Source organism: Nocardia sp. NPDC057455, assembly GCF_042802775.1.
Lineage (GTDB): Bacteria > Actinomycetota > Actinomycetes > Mycobacteriales > Mycobacteriaceae > Nocardia.
Genome location: NZ_JBHVDM010000043.1, coordinates 9,711 through 30,436, shown reverse-complemented (window position 1 = coordinate 30,436; position 20,726 = coordinate 9,711). Strand labels below are relative to the sequence as shown.

At 69.8% G+C, this 20,726-nt stretch carries 14 protein-coding genes; 8 read left to right on the top strand and 6 right to left on the bottom strand.

What is annotated here, in order from left to right:
* Positions 1-67 precede the first annotated feature (67 nt).
* The gene (locus ACFU5M_RS18855; RefSeq protein WP_040866404.1) at positions 68-499 is read left to right on the top strand and encodes a nitroreductase family deazaflavin-dependent oxidoreductase; all 432 of its coding nucleotides are present in this window, start codon (positions 68-70) and stop codon (positions 497-499) included.
* Here ACFU5M_RS18855 and ACFU5M_RS18850 read toward each other — a convergent pair.
* From ACFU5M_RS18850 to pruA, 6 genes are all read right to left on the bottom strand, one after another.
* Positions 456-1,739, bottom strand: coding sequence for an MFS transporter (locus ACFU5M_RS18850; protein ID WP_379050668.1), 1,284 nt, complete (start codon positions 1,737-1,739; stop codon positions 456-458). The two genes, ACFU5M_RS18855 and ACFU5M_RS18850, sit on opposite strands and share 44 nt — an antisense overlap.
* The gene (locus ACFU5M_RS18845; RefSeq protein WP_379050666.1) at positions 1,736-2,377 is read right to left on the bottom strand and encodes a GntR family transcriptional regulator; all 642 of its coding nucleotides are present in this window, start codon (positions 2,375-2,377) and stop codon (positions 1,736-1,738) included. The genes ACFU5M_RS18850 and ACFU5M_RS18845 overlap by 4 nt, the downstream gene beginning before the upstream one ends.
* 294 nt (positions 2,378-2,671) lie before the next feature.
* Complete coding sequence (locus ACFU5M_RS18840; RefSeq protein WP_379050663.1) at positions 2,672-4,081, bottom strand: amidase; 1,410 nt, start codon at positions 4,079-4,081, stop codon at positions 2,672-2,674.
* Between the two features lie 128 nt (positions 4,082-4,209).
* Positions 4,210-5,649, bottom strand: a complete 1,440-nt coding sequence (locus ACFU5M_RS18835; RefSeq protein ID WP_379050661.1) for an amino acid permease — start codon at positions 5,647-5,649, stop codon at positions 4,210-4,212.
* Between the two features lie 124 nt (positions 5,650-5,773).
* Positions 5,774-6,733 (bottom strand): proline dehydrogenase family protein, encoded by a 960-nt coding sequence (locus tag ACFU5M_RS18830; protein WP_379050658.1) that lies wholly within the window; start codon positions 6,731-6,733, stop codon positions 5,774-5,776.
* Positions 6,733-8,370: an L-glutamate gamma-semialdehyde dehydrogenase gene (gene pruA / locus ACFU5M_RS18825; protein ID WP_379050656.1), complete on the bottom strand. Its 1,638-nt coding sequence runs from the start codon at positions 8,368-8,370 to the stop codon at positions 6,733-6,735. The genes ACFU5M_RS18830 and pruA overlap by 1 nt, the downstream gene beginning before the upstream one ends.
* Before the next feature lie 65 nt (positions 8,371-8,435).
* Here pruA and ACFU5M_RS18820 point away from each other — a divergent pair, with 65 nt between their 5' ends.
* The 7 genes from ACFU5M_RS18820 to ACFU5M_RS18790 form a co-directional block, all read left to right on the top strand.
* Entirely contained in the window at positions 8,436-9,728 is a 1,293-nt protein-coding gene (locus tag ACFU5M_RS18820; protein ID WP_379050653.1) for a PucR family transcriptional regulator, read from the top strand.
* Positions 9,729-9,903: 175 nt separating this feature from the next.
* Positions 9,904-11,907, top strand: coding sequence for a serine/threonine-protein kinase (locus ACFU5M_RS18815; RefSeq protein WP_379050650.1), 2,004 nt, complete (start codon positions 9,904-9,906; stop codon positions 11,905-11,907).
* 268 nt (positions 11,908-12,175) lie between these two features.
* Complete coding sequence (locus ACFU5M_RS18810) at positions 12,176-13,108, top strand: LysR family transcriptional regulator (RefSeq protein ID WP_379050648.1); 933 nt, start codon at positions 12,176-12,178, stop codon at positions 13,106-13,108.
* 88 nt (positions 13,109-13,196) lie between these two features.
* Complete coding sequence (locus ACFU5M_RS18805) at positions 13,197-14,888, top strand: AMP-dependent synthetase/ligase (RefSeq protein WP_379050646.1); 1,692 nt, start codon at positions 13,197-13,199, stop codon at positions 14,886-14,888.
* Positions 14,889-14,992: 104 nt separating this feature from the next.
* Complete coding sequence (locus ACFU5M_RS18800; RefSeq protein WP_379050643.1) at positions 14,993-16,243, top strand: NAD(P)/FAD-dependent oxidoreductase; 1,251 nt, start codon at positions 14,993-14,995, stop codon at positions 16,241-16,243.
* Positions 16,240-16,845 (top strand): SGNH/GDSL hydrolase family protein, encoded by a 606-nt coding sequence (locus ACFU5M_RS18795; RefSeq protein ID WP_379050639.1) that lies wholly within the window; start codon positions 16,240-16,242, stop codon positions 16,843-16,845. The genes ACFU5M_RS18800 and ACFU5M_RS18795 overlap by 4 nt, the downstream gene beginning before the upstream one ends.
* A 28-nt stretch (positions 16,846-16,873) precedes the next feature.
* A partial coding sequence (locus ACFU5M_RS18790) for a beta-ketoacyl synthase N-terminal-like domain-containing protein (protein WP_379050637.1) occupies positions 16,874-20,726 on the top strand: 3,853 nt, incomplete at its 3' end.

Here is a 20,726-nt window from a genome sequence, read left to right as displayed (position 1 = left end):
CCGATTCACCGCCTCCCGGTGCGAGGCGGTGAGCCGGACCACCTGTCGAGCCGATCGTGAGGATCGCATGCCCCCGAATTTTGCGCTGAAGACTATGAATACAGTGCATCGCGCCCTGCTGAAGGTCAGTTTCGGGAAGCTGGGCAACGAGTTCGGCGGCATGCCGTCGCTCGAGCTCACGACTACCGGCCGCAAATCCGGTCGGCCGCACGCGGTGATGCTCACCGCCCCGGTCGTCGACGGCGACACCTACGTCGTCGTCGCCTCCCGTGGCGGCGACCCCGTGCACCCGGCGTGGTTCTTGAATTTGCGCGACAATCCGGACGTCGTCGTATCGGTGCGCAGCGGTCCGAAGGTGCCTATGACGGCTCGGGTGGCTACGGCCGAGGAACGGGCCGCGCTGTGGCCCCGTGTCACCTCCGCGGCGAAGAACTACGCCGACTATCAGACGAAGACTACGCGCGAGATTCCGCTGGTCCTGCTGACGCCGAAGGGGTGAGCCCGCCGCCGGGTGACGGTCGGTCCCGGTAGTCGCGCAGCACCAGGCCGAGACATCCGGCCGCCGCCGACGCGCCCGCGCCGAGCATCGCCGGATAGCCGAGGCCGTAGGCGTCGTGCAGGAACGAAAGCAGCGCCGGAGCGCCGAAACCGAGGTAACTGGCCGAATAGAACACGGCGGTCAGCCCGGCGAGATCGTCGGGGCGGGCAATGCGCTCGATCTCCTGGAGCCCGGCCACCAGACCGATGCCGTAACCGGCACCGAGCGCCACGGCGGCGGCCAGGGTCGCCCACAGGGTCAGCAGGTCGGAAGCCACCGCGGCGAGGGTCATCCCGAGCGTGACCGAGCTCAGCGCCACTACGGCCGCCCGCGCGGTGCCGGGCCGGTCGATCCGCCGCGCGACGGACTGGATCGCGAATCCGCAGCCCAGCGTGGTGACACACAGCAGGGCGGAGAACGCGATCGGCGCCGCGCCGACTTGCGGTGCCATCAACGCGGGCAGTACCGCGTACGCGGTCGCGCCGGAAGTGAACAGCCACAACGCGACCGGGATCGCCACCATGCGGAAGCGGCGGTGCCCGGCCGTGGGAATCCGCAGGTCATCACGCAGCCGACGCGGATCGCGGCGGTACGGGACGGATTCCGGCGCACGCCTGACCCACACGGCGGCGATCAGGCACAGCCCCACGTTGATCAGGTACGCCAGGGTGTTCGGCCACGGCCCCCATTGCGCGAGCACGCCGGCGCAGCAAGCGCCGACCGCGAATCCGCCGGTGAGGCTCATCGCGGCGCGACGCGCGCCGGTGCCCGCGGGCAGCTCCGGGCCATAGGGCGGTTGCGCCAGCTCTTTGAGCCAGCTGCCGCCGACCGCCATCGCCAGCCCGAGCGCGATGCCACACAGCACCCGCCCCGCCGACAGCGCCGGTACCGACGCGGATCCGAACGCGAGCAGCAGCGATCCGGTCGCGGCGATCAGCGGCGCGGGTCGTAGCAGGGCGCGGCGGCCGTGACGATCCGACAGCGGTCCGCCGATCAGCAGCGCGGGCACGATACCGAGCACGTAATAGAACAGCAGCAGATCGACGGTCGTGGCCGCCAGGCCGTCGTTCTTGTACATCACCAGCAACGGCGTGAATTGGTTTCCGCCCCAGGCGATCGCGAACATCGCGGCCGCGACGCCGCGCCACCGGCCGGAGACGACCGAGTCGCGGGGCGCTGTGACGGTGAGGGTGGTCGTCACCGGCCGCGTAGCTCCAGTTGATGCACACCGGACAGATGTTCGACCAGCGCGGCGGCGAACCCGTCGACGTCCGCCGCCGCGACCAGGTCGGTCAGTCGTTCGTGCTGCTCGATGATCCGGGTGATGTCGACCGGGCCGCGGCGCAGGGCGACGCTGTTCATCCGGCGCTGGCGTTCGCGCAGCGAGTCGTAGAATCCCGACAGCAGCGGATTGCCACCGGCCAGGACGTAGGTGCGATGGAAGTCGGTGTCCGCCAGCGCGAACGCGTCGAGGTCGCCCGCTGCGGCCAGGCCGCGCTGCCGGTCGATCGAGGAACGCAACGCCTCCACCAGCATGCCGGTGCCGTTCCCTGTCGCGCTGCGCACCGCCGCGGTCTCCACCACGTACCTGGCATGCGCGACATGCTCGGCCTCGTCGGGCGGGATCGGCACCACCAGCGCGCCGCGCTTGGGGTACAGCTTCATCCAGCCCTCGGTCTCCAGTCGCAGGAACGCCTCGCGCACCGGCGTGCGGGAGGTGCCCAGATCGGCGGCGATCTCGCCCTCGCTGATCAGCTCGCCCCCGGCCAGCGCTCCGGAGAGGATCCGCTCCTTCACGGCGCGATAGGCCTGCTCAGCGGATGAATACGTCTTAGACACAAGTTGTATCTTAGCGAAGGTTTCGCCGCGGGTTCGCGGGTGGGTCGGCGACGGCTATTCCGTCGGGGTTCATGGTGATGCGGCCGGTGGTTCGGTGCACCGCGACAGCAAACGCAGCGCGTCACGCTGCCGGGACAATGTGGCTTGCAGGCGGGCGTCCGCAGCGGCGACCCCGACCATGGCGTGCTGCGGTCGTAGACGGTGGTGCGTGCGCACCTCGCCCGCCGTAGGTTCTTTCGGCGGACGGCCGTCGCGGCTGTGCCGGGCTACGCGGCGCCGAGTGGATGTCGCCGATTATCGGGCGGAGTGGAGAACCGGACGTGGATGCGAACGCGCCTGCTCGAGTTGCGCGGCGATCGGGAGGATCGTCGTCTCGCCGTTCGTGGGGCCGACCAGCTGAACCGACAAGGGCAGCCCGTCATCGCCGACACCGGCGGGCACCGAGGCGGCGGGGTGGCCGGTGACGTTCCAGATGGCGGTGTAGGCGACCATCGGAACGGAGGCGAGCTGAGCGCGCACCGTGTTCGCCCCGTCGAGCACACCCAGCAGGGGCGGGCGGATCGCGATGGTGGGAGTCAACAGCAGATCACACTCGGTGAAAATGCGATCGGCCTTGCGCGCGACTGCCTCGCCGCGCCGGATCGCCCATTCGACGACCGGCCTGCGTGCCCAGGCGCCGAGCGTGAGTGTCTGCCTGGTGCGGTGCTCGAGCAGTTCCGGGTGGTCGACCTCCGGCAATTCGGCACGCACCCCGCCGAAGAACTGCGGATAGAAGGCGTGCGTGGAATCCGGGTAGGCGGGATCGATCTCCAGCACGGTATGGCCGAGCTCGGCGAGCAGTTTCGCGGTGTCGCGGACGGCGCGGACATGCTGCGCATCCAGTTTGACCAGCGGAATGGGTGATTTCGTGCTGTAGCCGATGCGCAACGGCCGGACCGGTCCGCGCGCCGCCGCCTCGAACGAGGTCGCCGGTTCGGGCGCCCGGAACCGGTCGGTGGGGGTGCTGCCGCGGATGACGTCGTAGACGACGGCGGAGTCCAGCACGCCGCGGGTCAGCGGACCCGCGACACCCAGCGCCCACCACAGGTGCTCGTTCGGGGCGATCGGCACGCGCCCGCGCTGCGGCTTGAGGCCGAACAACCCGCAGCATGCCGCCGGGATCCGGATCGACCCGCCGCCGTCGCCGCCGAGCGCGACCGGCACCAGACCGGCCGCCACCGCGGCGGCGGATCCGCCGCTCGAACCCCCGGCGGAGCGGCTCGGGTCCCACGGATTGTGGACCACGCCGAAGGTGCTGGACTCGGTGAACGGCCACTGCCCGAATTCCGGCATCGCGGTCTTGCCGACGATGATCGCCCCGGCCGCGCGCAGCCTGCGCACCGCTTCGGCGTCCGACACGGCGGGCGTGGAGTTCGCCCTGGTACCGAAGGTGGTCACGACGCCCGCGACGTCGAACTCGTCCTTCACCGCGACCGGCACCCCGTGCAAGGGGCCCACCGTGCCGCCTGCGGCGCGTTCGCGATCCCGCTCGACGGCCTCGGCCCTCGCCTCGTCTCGCAGGACGTGGGTGAAGGCACCGAGGTCGGCGGCGGCATCGATCCCGTCGAGCGTGGCCTCGACCAGCTGTTCCGCGGTGAGCGCGCCCTGTGCCAGCAGGTCGCGCTGTTCGAGCACCCCCGACGAGACGACCTCTTGGAGATCCATCCGCTACCGCTCCTTCCGGGCTCGCGCCGCGCGGCCGTCGCCGATGCCGACATTCCCGACCGTATGCAGTCGAACGACCATTCTGCAATGAATATCGCTCGGCGACCCGGTTCGGTTCCATGGGCGTGTCAGGCAGGCGCCGAACCTTCTACCGCGGCGGGGCGCTCGAGCGCGGAATGGCCGCGCGAGTAGGCGAAGTAGACGATCAGGCCGACGAGCAGCCAGATCACGAAACGTGCCCAGGTCTCCCAGGGCAGCGACCAGATGAGGTACAACGAGAATCCGATGCCGATCAGCGGCACGACCGGCATGAACGGCAGGCGGAACTCGCGCGGCTCGTCGGGGCGGGTGCGCCGCAGCACGATCACGGCGACGGACACCACGATGAACGCCATCAAGATGCCGATATTGGTCAGCTCGGCGACCACGGTGATGTCCAGCAACCCGGCCATCAGCGCCGATCCGATGCCGACGATCCAGGTCACCCGGGTGGGCACCTTCCGCACCGGATGGGTCTTGGCGAACCATTCCGGCAACAGCCCGTCGCGGCTCATGGCGAACCAGACCCGGGTGACCCCGAGCATGAAGGTGAGCACCACGGTGACGATGCCGACGATGGCGCCGACCGCGATGATGTTCGCCACGCCCGGCTGCCCGACCGCCTCGAATGCGGTGGAGAATCCGCTGGTGGGGCTGATCTCGGTGTATTTCTGCATGCCGGTCAGCACCAGGGTGGCCAGCACGTAGAGCACCATGGCGATGGCCAGCGAGTAGATGATCGCCTTCGGCAGGTGCTTCTTGCCGTCGGTGGACTCCTCGGCGGCGGTGCTCATCGCGTCGTAGCCGAACACGGCGAAGAACACGGTGGCCGCGCCGGTCCACACCGCGCCCGTGCCGAACGGGAAGTAGGGGGTGTAGTTCGAGCTGTCGATATGAAAGACGCCGAGCACGATGATCAGCACGACGAGGGCGACCTTGATGCCGACGGCGACGGTCTCGAACCGGCCGACGCTGCGGATACCGCGCGAGAGCAGCCAGGCGGTGCCGAGGCAGAACAGCATGGCGAACACGTCGACGACATGGCCATCGCCGGTGCCCGCCGCGCCCATCATCCAATCCGGCAGCGTGATGTCGACCTGTTCCAGCAAAAATTTGAAGTAGCCGGAGACGCCGATGGCCACCACCGCCGCGACCGCGACGTACTCCAGCAGCAGATCCCAGCCGATGAACCAGCCCGCGATCTCGCCGAGCGACACGTATCCGTAGGTGTAGGCGGACCCGGCCTTGGGCACCATCCCGGCGAACTCGGCATAACACAGCGCGGCGGCGGCGCTGGCCACGCCCGCGATGAGAAACGAGATCAACACCGAAGGTCCGGTGACCGAATGCGCCACCGCGCCGGCCAAGGTGAAGATGCCCGCGCCGATGATGCCGCCGACCCCGATCGCGGTGAGCTGCCACAGGCCGAGCGACCGCGACAGTTGCTCGTCCGCGGGAGCGCCTTCCTCCTCGACCGCACCGAGCGGCTTCCGGCGCGTCATCTGGGTGCGTAACCGCGCGAGGGACATATCGGTCCTTTCGTCCACTGCGTACGCGACGAGGCGGCAAGGGGGACGCTCCTCGTGCGCACCTCAATACGACCACAGCGAGGTGGGATCGGTCGGCGGAAGAGAATAAAGTTCGCGCTACCGCTCAGCGGTCGCGGCGGAGGGAGCGAAGGAAGAAGGCGATGTTCGCCGGGCGCTCGGCCAACCTGCGCATGAAGTAGCCGTACCACTGGTCTCCGTAGGGCACGTAGACGCGCAGCGAATGGCCCGCTCCGACCAGGCGCCGCTGTTCGGCGTCGCGGATGCCGTGCAGCATCTGGAACTCGAAATCGCCCGATTTCCGGCCGCTTTCGCGCACGTGGCGCAGCGCCGCGCCGATCAGCGCCGGGTCGTGCGTGGCGATCATCGGGTAGCCCTTGCCCTCCATGAGGATCCGGAGGCATCGCAGGTAGGACTCGTCCACCGCGGAGCGGCTCTGGTAGGCCACCGCCGCGGGTTCGCGATAGGCGCCCTTGCACAACCGGATCCGCGCGCCGGGGCCTGCGAAGGTCCGGCAGTCTTCCTCGGTGCGTTTGAGATAGGCCTGTAGGACCGTGCCGAGCCAGGGGAAGTCCAGGCGCAATTCGCGCACGATCGCCAGCGTCGAGTCGGTGGTGGTGTGGTCCTCGGCGTCCACGGTCACCCAGACCCCGGCCGCCTTCGCCGCCGTGCAGATCTCGTAGGCGTGCTCGCGGGCGATGGCGTACCCGTTCTGCGGAAGCCGTTGGCCGAGCGCGGAGAGCTTGAGCGACACCTCCAGCCGGGGCACCGGCGCCTCGCCCGCGGCCCGGAGGTCGGCCAGCGCCGACAGCAGCCGCAGGTAGTGCACGACGGTTCCGCGGGCGTGGTCGAGATCGGTGGTGTCCTCGCCGAGGTAATCGATGCTCACGAACCGGCCGGAGCCGAGCAGCGCCGAGGACGCGGCGACCGCGTCGCCCTCGGTCTCGCCCGCGACGAAACGGTCGACCATCTTCTTGGTGGCCGGCATGCGGGTGATCGCGCGCTCTACGCGCGGGGAACGGGAGGCCGCCAGCACGGCGGGCCGCAGCAGTCCGGAGAAGGGCATCACAACTCCTGGTGCGGGTAGCGGTGGTCGGTCGCGGGGACGAAGGTTTCCTTGATCGTGCGAGCGGAGGTCCAGCGCAGCAGGTTCTGTGCCGAGCCTGCCTTGTCGTTGGTGCCGGACGCGCGCGACCCGCCGAACGGCTGCTGGCCGACGACCGCGCCGGTGGGTTTGTCGTTGATGTAGAAGTTGCCCGCCGCGAAGCGCAGCCGGTCTAGAGCCGTGCCGATCGCCGCGCGATCCCGGGCGATGATCGCGCCGGTCAAGCCGTAGGGCGAACCCCGATCGATCAGGTCGAGCGTGGACTCGAACGATCCGCGGGCCGAATCGTCGTAGACGTGCACGGCCAGGATCGGGCCGAAGTACTCGGTGCGGAACGCCTCGTCGGCCGGGTCGTCGCCGAGCAGGACGGTCGGCTCGACGAAGTAGCCGACGCTGTCGTCGGCGTGGCCGCCCGCGGCGATGGTCAGTCCGGGGGTCGCCTTGGCGCGGGCCAGGGCGTCGGTGTTCCCGGCGAAGGCGCGTCGATCGATGAGCGCTCCGCCGAAATGAGTGAAATCGGTGACGTCGCCGTAGCTGAGCGTAGCCACCCGATCGATGAAATCCCGGCCCATCCGGTCCCACAGCGATCGCGGCAGGAACGCCCGCGAGGCTGCCGAGCACTTCTGGCCTTGATAGTCGAACGCGCCGCGGATCAGGGCCGTGCTCAGCACCTCGGGATCGGCGGAACTGTGCGCCACCACGAAATCCTTGCCGCCGGTCTCGCCGACCAGGCGCGGATAGGAGTCGTAGCGGTCGAGATTCGCCGCCACGGTACGCCAGAGATGCCGGAAGGTCGCGGTGGATCCGGTGAAATGGATGCCCGCGAGCCTGCGATCGGCCAGCGCCACCTCCGACACCTCCGGTCCCGCGCCGTGCACCATGTTGATCACGCCGGGTGGCAGCCCTGCCGCCTCCAGCAGCCGCATCGTCCAGTACGCCGCCACCGACTGGGTGAGGGCCGGCTTCCACACGACGGTGTTGCCCATCAGCGCGGGTGCGGTGGGCAGGTTGCCCGCGATGGCGGAGAAGTTGAACGGCGTGATCGCGTAGACGAAACCCTCGAGCGGCCGGTAGTCCACCCGATTCCACACCCCCGGCGCCGAGATCGGCTGATCGGCCAGGATCCGGCCCGCGAAGTGCGCGTTGAACCGCCAGAAGTCGACGAGCTCGCACGGGGTGTCGATCTCGGCCTGGTAGGCCGTCTTGGACTGGCCCAACATCGTCGCGGCGGCGATGGTTTCGCGCCACGGACCGGCCAGCAGGTCCGCCGCGCGCAGGAATATCGCGGCGCGCTCGGCGAAGGGCAGCGCGCGCCAGCCCGGCGCCGCCGCGCTCGCCGCCGCGATGGCGTCGCCGACCTCGCGCGGTCCGGCCGTGGTGAGCGTGCCGAGGACGGCGGCGTGCCGGTGTGGCTGCACCACCTCGACGCGCTCGCCCGAACCGCGCCGGTGCACACCATCGATGACATGGGCCACGTCGGTCGGGGCCGTGGTGAGTTCGACCAGCTTCACCCGCAGGCGTTCGCGTTCCGCCGTGCCCGCAGCGAAGCTGCCCACCGGCTCGTTGACCGGCGGGGGCGGCGTCACCACGGCATCCATGCGACCTCCTGATATCAGGTGAATTTTCGGTAATGGGAAGTCAACACCGGAAAACTGCCCGGAGAATGAGCCAACCGAACAAAGATGAGGCGAGTGTGTTGTGGAGTTGGCCGAAGGACGGGAATGTGGCCGGGCAAGGTGATCAGGTCGCCGCGGAGATCGACCTCTTCGCGCTCGCGCAGCTGATCGCGGACAACACGGGCGGGATGGTGTCGATCGAGGACTCGCGGTCGCATGTGCTGGCCTACTCGGCATCCGACGAGAACGCCGACGAATTGCGGGTGCGATCGATCCTCGGCCGGGAGGGGCCGCGAGAGTATCTGGCCCTGTTGCGGCGCTGGGGCGTGTTCGATCGTCTGCGCGAAACCGACGAAGTCGTCGACGTGCCCGCGCACGACGAGCTGAACATCAAGCGCCGGCTGGTAATCGGCATCCGCCGTCCCGCGGACGCGCGGGCGCGGATCCTCGGCGCGATCTGGCTCCAGCAAGGCGATCGGCCGTTCGAGCCGGACGCGGCCGAGGTCCTGCGCGGCGCGGCGGCCATCGCGGGACGCCTGATCTCCCGCAGCCTCGACGCGCCCACCACCGAAGCGCTGCTGATCCGGCGGCTGTTCGGTGCGAGCGGGCCGGTGATCGACGCCGCGGCGGTGGTGACCGCGCTGAACCTGCCCTCGACCGGCCCGGCGGCGGTGATCGGGTTCGCGCTCAGCGCGGGCGAGCAGGAGCCGGCCGCGGTGGGTGGCGTTCTGCGCCTGCGCGCCGGCTCTTTCCGCGGTGACTCGGTGACCGCCACGATCGGTGACCGTGTCTACGTACTGCTGCCCGGCTACCGTTCCGCGCGGGCGGTGACGGCTTGGACACGACAGCTGATCGAGCAGCTCGAAGCTCAGCGCGCGGTGTCGTTGCGGGCCGCGATCGCCTGTCCAATCCCCGATCTGGGCCGGGTCGCCGACGCTCGCGCGGAGGTCGATCGGGTTCTGGACCGCACCTTCACGGCATCGCCGGGCAGCCGGGTGGCCACCCTCGCCGAAGCGCGGACCGCGGTGTTGCTCGGCGAAGTGCTCGATCTGGTCGGTTCACGGGCGGAACTGCACGATCCGCGCCTGCGCGCACTGTCCGATTACGACCGCAAGCATTCCGCGAGCCTGCGCGACAGTGTCGAGACATATCTGCGCGAACACGGCGACGTGCGCGCCGCCGCCGCGGCACTGCGCGTACATCCGAACACGCTGCGCTACCGGCTCCGGCGGGTCGAGGACATCCTCGGCATGAACCTCGACGACCCGGCCGATCGCCTGCTGCTGGAGATCCAGCTCGCCCTGCACCGCCACCCGCGCCCGCCCGAGGAGCGGGGTTGACCCGTCGACCTGCGCCGACGAGCTTCCCGCGGCTGACCGGCCCGCTGCGCGATACGCCTGCCGAAGGGTCGGCCCCGGCCTACAGTTGAGCGCAGGAACCCGGGTCACGGCCCCGGGGAGGCGTTCGGCTCGGTCCGCGCCGGACACCCTCCGGCTTCCCGTCACGGAGGACGAGATGACGACGCGACGTCAGACGCTCGAGGTGGGTTCGCGGTTCGGGCCGTATCGCCTGGATCGCCTGATCGGTCGTGGCGGCATGGGGGAAGTGTTCGAGGCATACGACACCGTCAAGGACCGCACCATCGCCCTGAAGGTGCTGCCCGAGCGGTTGCACGACGACCCGGTGTTCCGGGAACGGTTCCGGCGCGAATCGCACGTGGCGGCGCGGCTGCAGGAACCGCACATCATCCCGATCCACGACTACGGCGAGATCGACGGCAGGCTCTACATCGACATGCGCCTGGTCGGCGGCGACAGCTTGCGAGCGCTGCTGACCGAGCGCGCGCCGCTGGAACCGGAGCGGGCGATCGCGATCGTCCGGCAGGTGGCCGCGGCACTGGACGCCGCGCACGCCGACGGTTTGGTGCACCGGGATATCAAGCCGGACAACATCCTGCTCACCCCGGACGGCTTCGCCTACCTGGTGGATTTCGGGATCGCCCAGTCGGCGACCGGGGAGAGTCTCACCAGCGACGGCTCGGCGATCGGATCGTTCCACTACATGGCGCCGGAGCGGTTCCACTCCCGCGTGGTCACTCCCGCCGCCGACATCTATGCCCTGACCTGCGTGCTATACGAGTGTCTGACCGGGTCGCGGCCGTATCCGAAGGACACCGACGCGCAGATCATCTCGGCGCACCTGTTCGAGCCGCCGCCGCGGCCGCACTCGTGCCGTCCGGGGCTGCCCGACCGGCTGGATGAGGTGGTCGCGCGCGGGATGGCCAAGGACCCGCAGGCGCGGTACGGCACGGCGGGCGCACTCGGGGCAGCCGCCCAGGCGGCGGTGGCCGAGACCCCCACACAGGTGGCTTCCGCGGCAGGGGACGCGCCGACCGGTGCGGGACCGCCGGAGGACCGGTCGGGCGCGACGGCCGCGCCGCCGGAGCCGGGCCCCGAGCGCGGCGATCGACCACGCCGCCGTCGCGTACTGCGCGTGCTCGCCCTGCTGTGCGTCGTCCTGCTCGCCACCACCCTCAGCTTCTTCGGGTGGGAGGCGACCCGGCCGAACACCGGCACCGCCGTTCCCGACGCGAGTGCTCCGAACGGCCCTGACGTCGAATTGCTGTCGCTGGTGGGTCCCTCGGGCTACAAACGCGCCAACTGCGTGCACGAAGATCCCGACCCGCCCACCGCCGCCGTCGTCTTCTGCACCGCGAATCCGGCCGCGAGCGATCCCGCGGCGCGATTCCTGCGGTTCCGTACCGTCGACCAACTACGCGGCTACACCTCCGCATTGCTGGCAGGCCTGCAAGGACGCAACTGTCCCGGAGACCCGCCGGGGACGGACGGACCGATGCTGCGCGACGGCGCGGAAGTCGGGCGCAAGTCGTGTTTCCTGAGCAAGGTGGACGATCCCGCCGCACCACGGCCCGCGCTGCTGGTCACCGACGAGCAGGCGTTGGCGGCCGCGGTGTACATCTGGGAGCCCGCCGAGCAGCCGTACCGCGACTACGTGGCCGCGCGCAACGGCTTCCTGTTCCGCACCGCCGATCTCGCCCGCGATCCGGACTACTTCACGCAGGCCGATCGTGCGGTGCTGAACCATCTGGCCGGTGATTTCGGCCCGGCGAACTGCCGCCACGCCGACCCGCCGCCTGGTCCGGTGAACGCGGTGCTGACCTGCGGCACGAAGACGGGATTCCCGGCCGCCGAGTTCTACGGGTTCCCGGACCAGGAGTCCGCGACGTACCTGTACGAGGCGAACCGCGCGCAGTTCTCGGGGCACGTATGCGGTCGCGGCGACCCGGGCGACGACGTCTGGCGACAGAACGGCAACGTCCTCGGCCGCTTCTTCTGCTATCCGAACACCGATCCCGCGCTCGGCCCGAGCTGCCTGTTCGTGATCCACCAGAAATTCGGGATCGCCGGGCATTTCTGCGCGCTGCGCGCCGATCACCCGGACGAGGGTCCGAAGAGCGAGGCCGATCTGACCGCGTGGTTCCACCGGTACTTCGACTAGCGCCTCGGCCATCCGCGCCGGTCTCGCCGCATGTCGCCGTGCGATGTGGGCGTGCGCCGAGTCGTCGGCGGGCAAGGGGTTCTCCGAGTTGCCGCCGAGGGGGGTTTCGGGGATGCTGAATGGTCACGGGCGCGGGTAGCACACCCTGTCCCCGCTGCGGGGGCAGTTCACCCATCCGCTACGGTCTCGGCGCTGTTCGTCCGGCTGTGGTTCATCCTCGGTTACCTGCTGGCGCTAACGTTTCCGGTACGCGGAAGGAGCCGGCGGCATGGAGTTCCGACATCTGGTCTCATTCATCACAATCGCCGAAGAGCTGCATTTCGGCCGCGCAGCGCAGCGCTTGCATCTCACGCAGCCCAGTCTCAGTGCCCAGCTGCAGAAGCTGGAGAAATCGCTCGGCGTGCAACTGGTCGCACGCAACTCGCACGAGGTCAAACTGACCCCGGCGGGCCGGGAGTTCGAGAGTCAGGCCCGGCTCATCGTGGCGCAGATGGACCGCGCGGCGCAGGCCGCGAAGGCGACCGCCGAAGGGCGGGCGGGCACCCTCAACATCGGCTACAACCTTCCGGCCAGCAGACATGTGCTGCCGGAGGCGCTCACCAGGATGACCGAGCGGCATCCGGACATCGTGGTGTCGCTTTGGGAGAAGCGCACCGGCCCGCAGTTGGCCGCGCTCGGCGACGGGTCGCTGGACCTCGCCCTCGTGTACGGCCATCCGAGCACGACCGATTTCCGGTACCGCCGACTGCTGCACCGGGTGCCACTGGTCGCCGTGGTCGGGCGCAGGCACCGGTGGGCCGACCGGCCCGGCGTGCCCTTCGCCGAACTGGAGGGCCAGGATTGCGTGCTGTTCGCCCGCGAACAGTGCCCGGCCATGTACGACTCGATCTTCCGTGCGGCCGCGGATTCCAGGATCTCCCTCGCGGTGACGCACACCGCCGACGACCCCGGTGCGACGGCGCACATGGTCTCGGTGCGCCCGCTGGTGGGATTCGCCTCGCTGCCGCGGGCTGTGTCGATGGGCATGGGTGGGCCGGGCAGTGCTTCGGTCGCGGTCAAACTGTTCGATCCGGTGCCGACGCTCGACTTGTACGCGGTGTGGCGTGCGGACGAGTCGAATCCGGCGGTCCGCTTTTTCCTGGATTGCATCGATTCACCGGAACCGGCCCGAATCGATATTGCCCGCGCGGTATCGGCCTGACCACGTCGATAGGTGATGACATTCGTGCGGTAGGAACCGCGATGACATCGGCGCGGTAATTCGGTGACGCCGACCAGAATTCGACATTGTGAACACGATTTCTGTCATCGCGGTGTCGGTCGGCGAGAATGGTTTCGATCTTCCGGAGACGGCGAGTTTGTACTCGGTGATTTCCGGTGCGGCCGCCGAGCATCCGGACCGGCTTTCGCTGTGCGACGCCGACGGAACGCAGCTCACCAGCGCCGAGGTGGACCGCAGCGCCCGCGCCCTGGCCTCGGCGCTGGCGGCGCGCGGCGTGGCGGCGGGCGATCGCGTCGCGGTGCTCGGTCGCACGAATCTGGCGTGGGTGCTGCTGGATTGCGCGCTGCTGGCTCTCGGGGCGGTGGTGGTGCCGGTCTATCCCACCTCGTCCCCGAGCCAGATCGAGCACATCCTCCGCGACAGTGGTAGCGCGTATTTCGCTGCCGAAAGCGCCGAGGACGCCGAGCGTCTGCGCGCGGCGGGCGCGGGCGAGGTCTGGACCTTCGAGCAGATCGCGGACTGGGCCACCGGTGCGATCGATCCGGGGCTGGCCGCGCGCACGGCCGCCGTGCGGCCAGACGACCCGGCGATGATCGTGTACACCAGCGGCACCACCGGCGTGGCCAAGGGATGCGTGATCACCCATCGCAACATGTTCGTGTCCTCGTCCAACACGGTGCGTCGCACCGGTGACATGTTCGACGGGACCACCGTGCTTGCTCTGCCGCTGTCGCACGTCTTCGGCCAGACCATCCTGTTCGCCTGCCTGTTCGGCGGCAGCCGCACTCACTTGCTGCCCGGTATTCCCGATTTGGTGCCGGTGTTGCCTGCGGTGCGGCCGACCTTCCTCGCGATGATTCCCTACGGCTTGGAGAAGATCCGCAAGTATTGCCGCTCCCTGCTCACCGAGGCCGAGGAACGGGAGGCGGTGCAGCGCGGTCTGGACCTGATGCGGGCGCAGGCCGCGCCGCAGCCGTCGGCGCACCCGGTGGCGGCCGCGTTCGGCGGCGAACTGCGCCACGTCATCTCCGGCGGCGCCTCGCTGGACGATTCGACGGTCGGGTTCTACGCGGGTTTCGGTGTGCTGCTGCTGAACTGCTACGGCCTCACCGAGGCCGCGACCGCCGTGACCGTGAGCGCCCCAGAGACCAACCGGCTCGGCACGGTCGGCAGGCCGATCCCGGGCACCTCTGTGGCCGTCGCCGAGGAGGACGGCGAGGTGCTGGTGGGCGGGCCGCACGTGTCGCCGGGGTACTGGGGCGCGGCCGCGGACCAGTCACCGGTGGACGCGCAGGGCTGGCTGCACACCGGTGACCTCGGGGAAATCGATGAGGACGGATTTCTGCGGATCACCGGACGCAAGAAGGAGATCCTGGTGACCTCCGGCGGCAAGAACGTGGCGCCCACGCCGCTCGAGGACCGGATCCGGTTGCACCCTTTGGTGTCCAACTGCATGGTGCTCGGCGACGGCCGCGATTTCGTCGCCGCCCTGATCACCGTGGATCAGGCACAGGTGCGGCGCTGGCGCGCCGCCGAGCCGGCCGGCGACCTCACGGCGGCCGTTCAGTCGGCAATCGATGACGCGAATTCTCTCGTCTCGCGCGCGGAATCGATTCGGGCATTCCGGATCGTGGACGGAGATTTCACCGTCGAAGACGGATTGTCGACTTCGTCACGGAAATTGCGCCGCGCCGCGATCGCCGAGGCGTACGCCGCGGATATCGAACTGCTGTATTCCGCTTCCCGGCCCGCTCGATAGCCGCGGCCGATCGCCCGATGAATGAGGGCCCGCCGCGGTGGTGGAGCACCCGTCGCGGCCACAGACTCGAAATCGGAATTCGACTACCGGAAAGTGATGCGAATATGTACGACGTCATCGTTGTCGGAACCCGGGTGGCGGGCTCCCCGCTGGCCATGCTGCTCGCCGGGAAGGGCTACCGGGTGCTCGCCGTCGACCGCGCGAGCTTCCCCAGCGACACCCCCTCGACCCACTACCTCCACCAGGCCGGGCTCGGCTTCCTGAAGTCCTGGGGCCTGCTGGACGAGGTCGTCGCCTCCGGCGTGCCGCCGATCCGGCACCTGAACTTCTCCTACACCGACATCGTCATCAAGGGCTTCGCCGATCCCGCCGCCGACGGCATCGACGTCGTCTACTGCCCGCGCCGCACGGTGCTGGACAAGATCCTGGTCGAGGCGGCGGGCAACTCCGGTGCCGAGGTGATCCAGGGCTTCACCGTCTCCGAGCTGGTCTTCGACGGGGACCGCGTGGTGGGCATCCGCGGCGCGGTGGGCGACGGCGCCGAGCAGGAGTTCCGCGCGAAGTTGGTGGTGGGCGCGGACGGCTCCAATTCGATGGTGGCCAAAGCGGTCGGCGCGCAGGAGTACGAAGACTCGCCCGCGGCGTGCTTCATCTACTACTCCTACTACGAGGGCGTCGACTGGGGCATGCAGCACCGCACCGGATTCGGTGAGCAGCAGTTCGCGTCCTGGCCGACCAACGACGATCTCGCCTTGGTCGCGGTCATGCGCAAGCGCGATCGGTTCCGCGAGTTCCGCGCCGACCCGGACGCCGGTGTGCAGGAGATCGTCGATCAGATCGACCCGGAGATCGGCGCGCGCCTGCGTGACACGGGCAAACGGGTGGAGCAGTTCCGCCCGATGCTGTACCCGGACAACTACCGCCGCCGGTCCTACGGCCCCGGCTGGGCGCTCGTGGGCGACGCCGCCTACCACAAGGATCCGTTCACCGGCTGGGGTATCACCGACGCGTTCAAGTACGCGCAGTTGCTCGCCGACCGGGTGGACGAAGGCCTGTCCGGCGCCCGCCCGATGGACGAGGCGCTGGCCGAATACCAGCGCGAGCGCGACGCGCAGAGCGCCAGCACCTACGAATTGACCCTGAGCATCTCCGAGCTGTCGCTGACCCCGTACTACGACTCGGTGTTCCGCGCGACGTCGCTGGACGCCGACTACACCAAGCATTTCTTCGGGCTGATCGCCGGGATCTACCCGCCCGACAAGTACTTCGGCGAGGAGGAGCTGGCCGCGCTGTACGAGAAGGTGAACTTCCCCACGGCGGCGCGGCACATCAGCAAGGACGGAGTGACCGCATGAGCGCGCCCGTGCTGACCGCGCTGGGGGACAGCTTCGTCGAGGGCCGCGGCGACGCCGCGGCCGGGGGCGGTTACCGCGGCTGGGTGCCGCGCCTCGGCGGCCAGCTCGGCCTGCGGCCCGCGGCGGTGCGCAACCTCGGCGAGCACGGTGCGACGACCACCGTCGTACTGGAACGGCAACTGCGAGTCGCCCTTTCGGGCCGCTCCGGCCTGTTCGGCGTCGTGGTCGGGGTGAACGATCTGGTGAGCGACTTCGACGAGAACCGGTTCGATCGCAACCTCGCGGAGCTTTTCGGCGCACTGCGGGCGGGCGGTGCGACGGTGTTCACGGCCAGCTACCCCGACATCCCGGCCCGGCTGCCGGTACCGGACGGATTCCGCGCGCTGCTGCGCGAGCGGTTCGCCTTCGCCAACGCGGTGCTCGCCGACGTCGTCGCCGACACCGGCACGCTGCTGCTGGACATCGCCGGCCAGCCCGAATGGGAACGGCCGGAGATGTGGACCGCCGACGGTCTGCACCCTAGTTCGCTGGGCCACCACCTGTTCGCCGCGGGCGTCGCCGACCTCGTCGCCTCGCGCACCGCGACCACCGTGGCCGCCTGACCATCCACCCGGTACGAGAGGAAGATCCGTGACCGACGACAGACGCCTGGCGCGCAACCCGATCGCCATCGTCGGGATGTCCGGGCTGCTGCCCAACGCCCACAATTACCGAGAGTACTGGCAGAACATCGTCGACGGCGTGGACTGCACCACCGAGGTCCCCGCGTCGCGCTGGAGCCTGGACGACTACTTCGACGCGGATCCGGCGGCGCCGGACAAGACCTACTCGCGCCGGGGCGCGTTCCTGCCCGACATCGAGTTCGACCCACTGGAATTCGGGCTGCCGCCCAACCAGTTGGAAGTAACCAGCACCATGCAGACGCTGAGCCTGGGCGTCGCCCGGGACTTGCTGCGCGACGCGGGCGCGGTGGACTCCGACTGGTACGACGCGAGCCGCACCGGCGTCGTTCTCGGGACCACCGGCCCGGTGCCGCTGATGCACCCGTTGGCCGCGCGGCTGTCCACGCCGGTGCTCAAGGAGGCGGCGCGGTCGGTCGGTCTGTCCGACGCCGATGCCGATGCCATCGCCGACCGGTTCGTCGCGGCGTTCGCGCCGTGGGAAGCGAATTCCTTCCCGGGCCTGCTGGCCAACATCACCGCGGGCCGGGTGGCCAACCGGCTCGGCCTCGGCGGCATCAACTGCACCGTCGACGCGGCCTGCGCGGCCTCGCTGGCCGCCCTGCGCACCGCCATCGCCGAACTCCAGGACGGCCGCGCGGACATGATGATCACCGGCGGTGTGGACACCGAGAACACCATCTTCATCTATATGTGCTTCAGCAAGGTCGGCGCGCTGTCGGCCGGCGGACGGATCAGCCCGTTCTCCGCCGACGCCAACGGCACGCTGCTCGGCGAGGGCATCACCATGCTCGCGCTGCGCAGGCTGGAGGACGCCCGGCGTGACGGCAACCGGATCTACGCCGTCATCCGCGGCTTGGGTTCCTCCAGCGACGGCCGTGCCAAGAGCATTTACGCCCCGCGCGCGGGCGGCCAGCGCGTGGCCCTGGATCGTGCCTACGCCGACGCCGAGATCTCACCCGCCGACGTGGCGCTCATCGAAGCGCACGCCACCGGCACTCCGGTCGGGGACAAGACCGAACTCACCGCGCTGAAAGAGCTACTGACCGACGCGACTTCGGAGCGGGCCTTCGCCGCCCTCGGCAGCGTGAAGTCCCAGATCGGGCACACCAAGGGCGCCGCGGGCACCGCGAGTGTGATGAAACTGGCGCTGGCGCTGCACCAGAAGGTGTTGCCCGGCACCATCAACGTGTCGGCGCCCAACGCCGAGATCGCCGCCGCCGACGCGCCGTACTACGTGAACACGCGCACCCGTCCGTGGATCCGCGACCCGCAGCGCCCGATTCGGCGGGCGGCGGCCTCGGCATTCGGGTTCGGCGGCACCAACTTCCACGTCGTGCTGGAGGAGGCGGACGCCGACCGCGCCGCGCATCCGGTGCTGCATCGCACGGCCCGCGCGCACCTGTGGCACGCGCCGGACGTGGCCGGGCTGATCGACGCGGTGCGCAGCGTCACGCCGGCCGACGACGGCGACATCCCGGAGGATCACGCGCGCGTCGGGTTCGTCTCGGTCGACGAGGAGAACGCCGTGCACCTGCGGTCGCTCGCGGTGGACGAATTGGTTCGTCACCCCGACGCCACGGCCTGGGAGCATCCCGAGGGCGTGTACTTCCGCGCCGCCGCCCTGCCGGAACGCAAGGTGGGCGCGCTGTTCGCGGGGCAGGGCAGCCAGTACGTCGACATGGGACTGGACGCGGCGCTGAACAACCCCGCCGTCGGTGCGGCGTTCGACGCGGCCAACGACGCGTTCGCCGGCGCGCCGGTGCGATTGTCGTCGGTGGTCTTCCCGCCGCCCGCGTTCGACGACGACGTGGCGTCGCAGCAGGAAAGCGCCTTGCGCCGAACCGAATTCGCTCAGCCGGCGATCGGCGCGTTGTCGGCCGGACAGTTCACCGCGCTGTCGGACTACGGCTTCCGCGCCGACGCCTACCTCGGGCACAGCTTCGGTGAGCTGACCGCGCTGTGGGCCTCGGGCGCGCTGGCCACCGCGGACTTCTCCGCCCTGGCTCGCGCTCGCGGCATGGCCATGACACCCGAGCCGGGTGTCGAGGCGGGCACTATGGTGGCGCTCGGCGCGTCCCGGCAGACCGCAGAGGAACTGCTCGACGGTGTCGAAGACGTCTGGATCTGCAACCACAACGCGCCCGACCAGGTCGTCGTCGGCGGTGGCGTCGAGGGCATCGCGTCCGTCGTCGCGCGCTGCGGCGAGCGTGGCGTGGCCACGCGCGCGCTGCCGGTGTCCGGTGCGTTCCACACGCCCTACGTCGCCCATGCCAGCGCGGCGTTCGCGACCGCCGTCGCCCAGGTGCGCATCGGCGCGCCGGACGCCCCGGTCTTCGCCAACACGCCCGAGGCCCGTTACGGCGGCGACGTGGCGGCCAACCGGGCCGTGCTGACCGAACAGCTCGGCAAACCGGTCGAATTCGTCGCCGCGCTCACCGCGATGCGTGACGCGGGCTGCACCGTGTTCGTGGAGTTCGGGCCGAAGCAGGTGCTCACCTCATTGGTGCGGCGCACCCTCGGCGACGACGTGGTCGTCATCGCGACCGATTCCGGCCCGATCGGCAACAGCGATCTCGCGCTGACCCGTGCGGCGGTGCGCTTGGCCGTGCTCGGGTTCGGCCTGCACGGCATCAACCGGCACGCCGCGCCCGCGCCGGAGGCGGCGGTCTCCGCTCGTGCGATGACCGTGACGATGTCGGCGCCGGAGTATGTGCCCGAAACCCGGCGCAACAGCTACGCCGCCGCGCTCGCGGACGACTACCGGCTCAGCGTTCTCGCGGATGCCTCCGCTCCGGTCGACAGCGTGGTCGATCACCAGCCCGCCGGGCGGCGGGTCGTGCCCACCGATTCCACCGCAGCATCGGAGACTCCCGTGTACCCCACACCGCAGTACGGCGACGCAGGCTCGGACGCGCTGGAGAGCGCGCTCGTACAGCATCTGGACACCCACCGTCAGTTCCTGGACGGTCAGCTGGACATGGCCCGCGGCCTGGCCGGCGCGCTCGGCGACGGCAGGCTCGACGCCGCCACGGTGCGCGCCATCGAGGCGGTCAAGGAGCACGGCGTCGCGATCAGCCACAGCCATGCACGGGCCAGCGAAGTGCTCGCCCAGCTGGTCGAGCTGGAAAGCGGCTTCGCTCCGGTCGCGCGGCCCTCGACCCAGGTCGCCCGTCCGGCTCCTGCTCCGCGTGCGGCGATCGAGCCCGCACCGGTACGCCGCCCGCTGGCCACCGCCATGGTCGTGGACGATCACCGAGTTGCTCCTGAACCGGGATTCGTTGCGACACAATCCACTCCGGCGTCCAACGGTCACGCGCCATCCACGGCTTCGGCGAACGAGGGTCACGCACCGTCCGCGCCTGCGACCAGCGGCCGGGTGACCGGCGAGGCGTTGCGCAGCGCGCTGCGTGCGGTGGTCGCGGAGAAGACGGGGTATCCGGTCGAGATGGTGGATCCGTCGATGGATCTGGAGGCCGATCTCGGGGTGGATTCGATCAAGCGGGTGCAGGTGATCGGCGCGCTGCAGGAACGCTTTCCGCAGTTGCCGAGTCTCGGCCCGGAGCAGTTGGGCACGGTGCGGACGCTGGATCAGATCGCCGAGCTGCTCGGCGGCACCGGTGCGCAGACCACGGCCGGGCCGCCCGCGACGGGGAACGAAAGCGTCGCACCGGTATCGGATGACGAGTTGCGGCTTGCGCTGCGTGAGGTGGTCGCGGAGAAGACGGGGTATCCGGTCGAGATGGTGGATCCGTCGATGGATCTGGAGGCCGATCTCGGGGTGGATTCGATCAAGCGGGTGC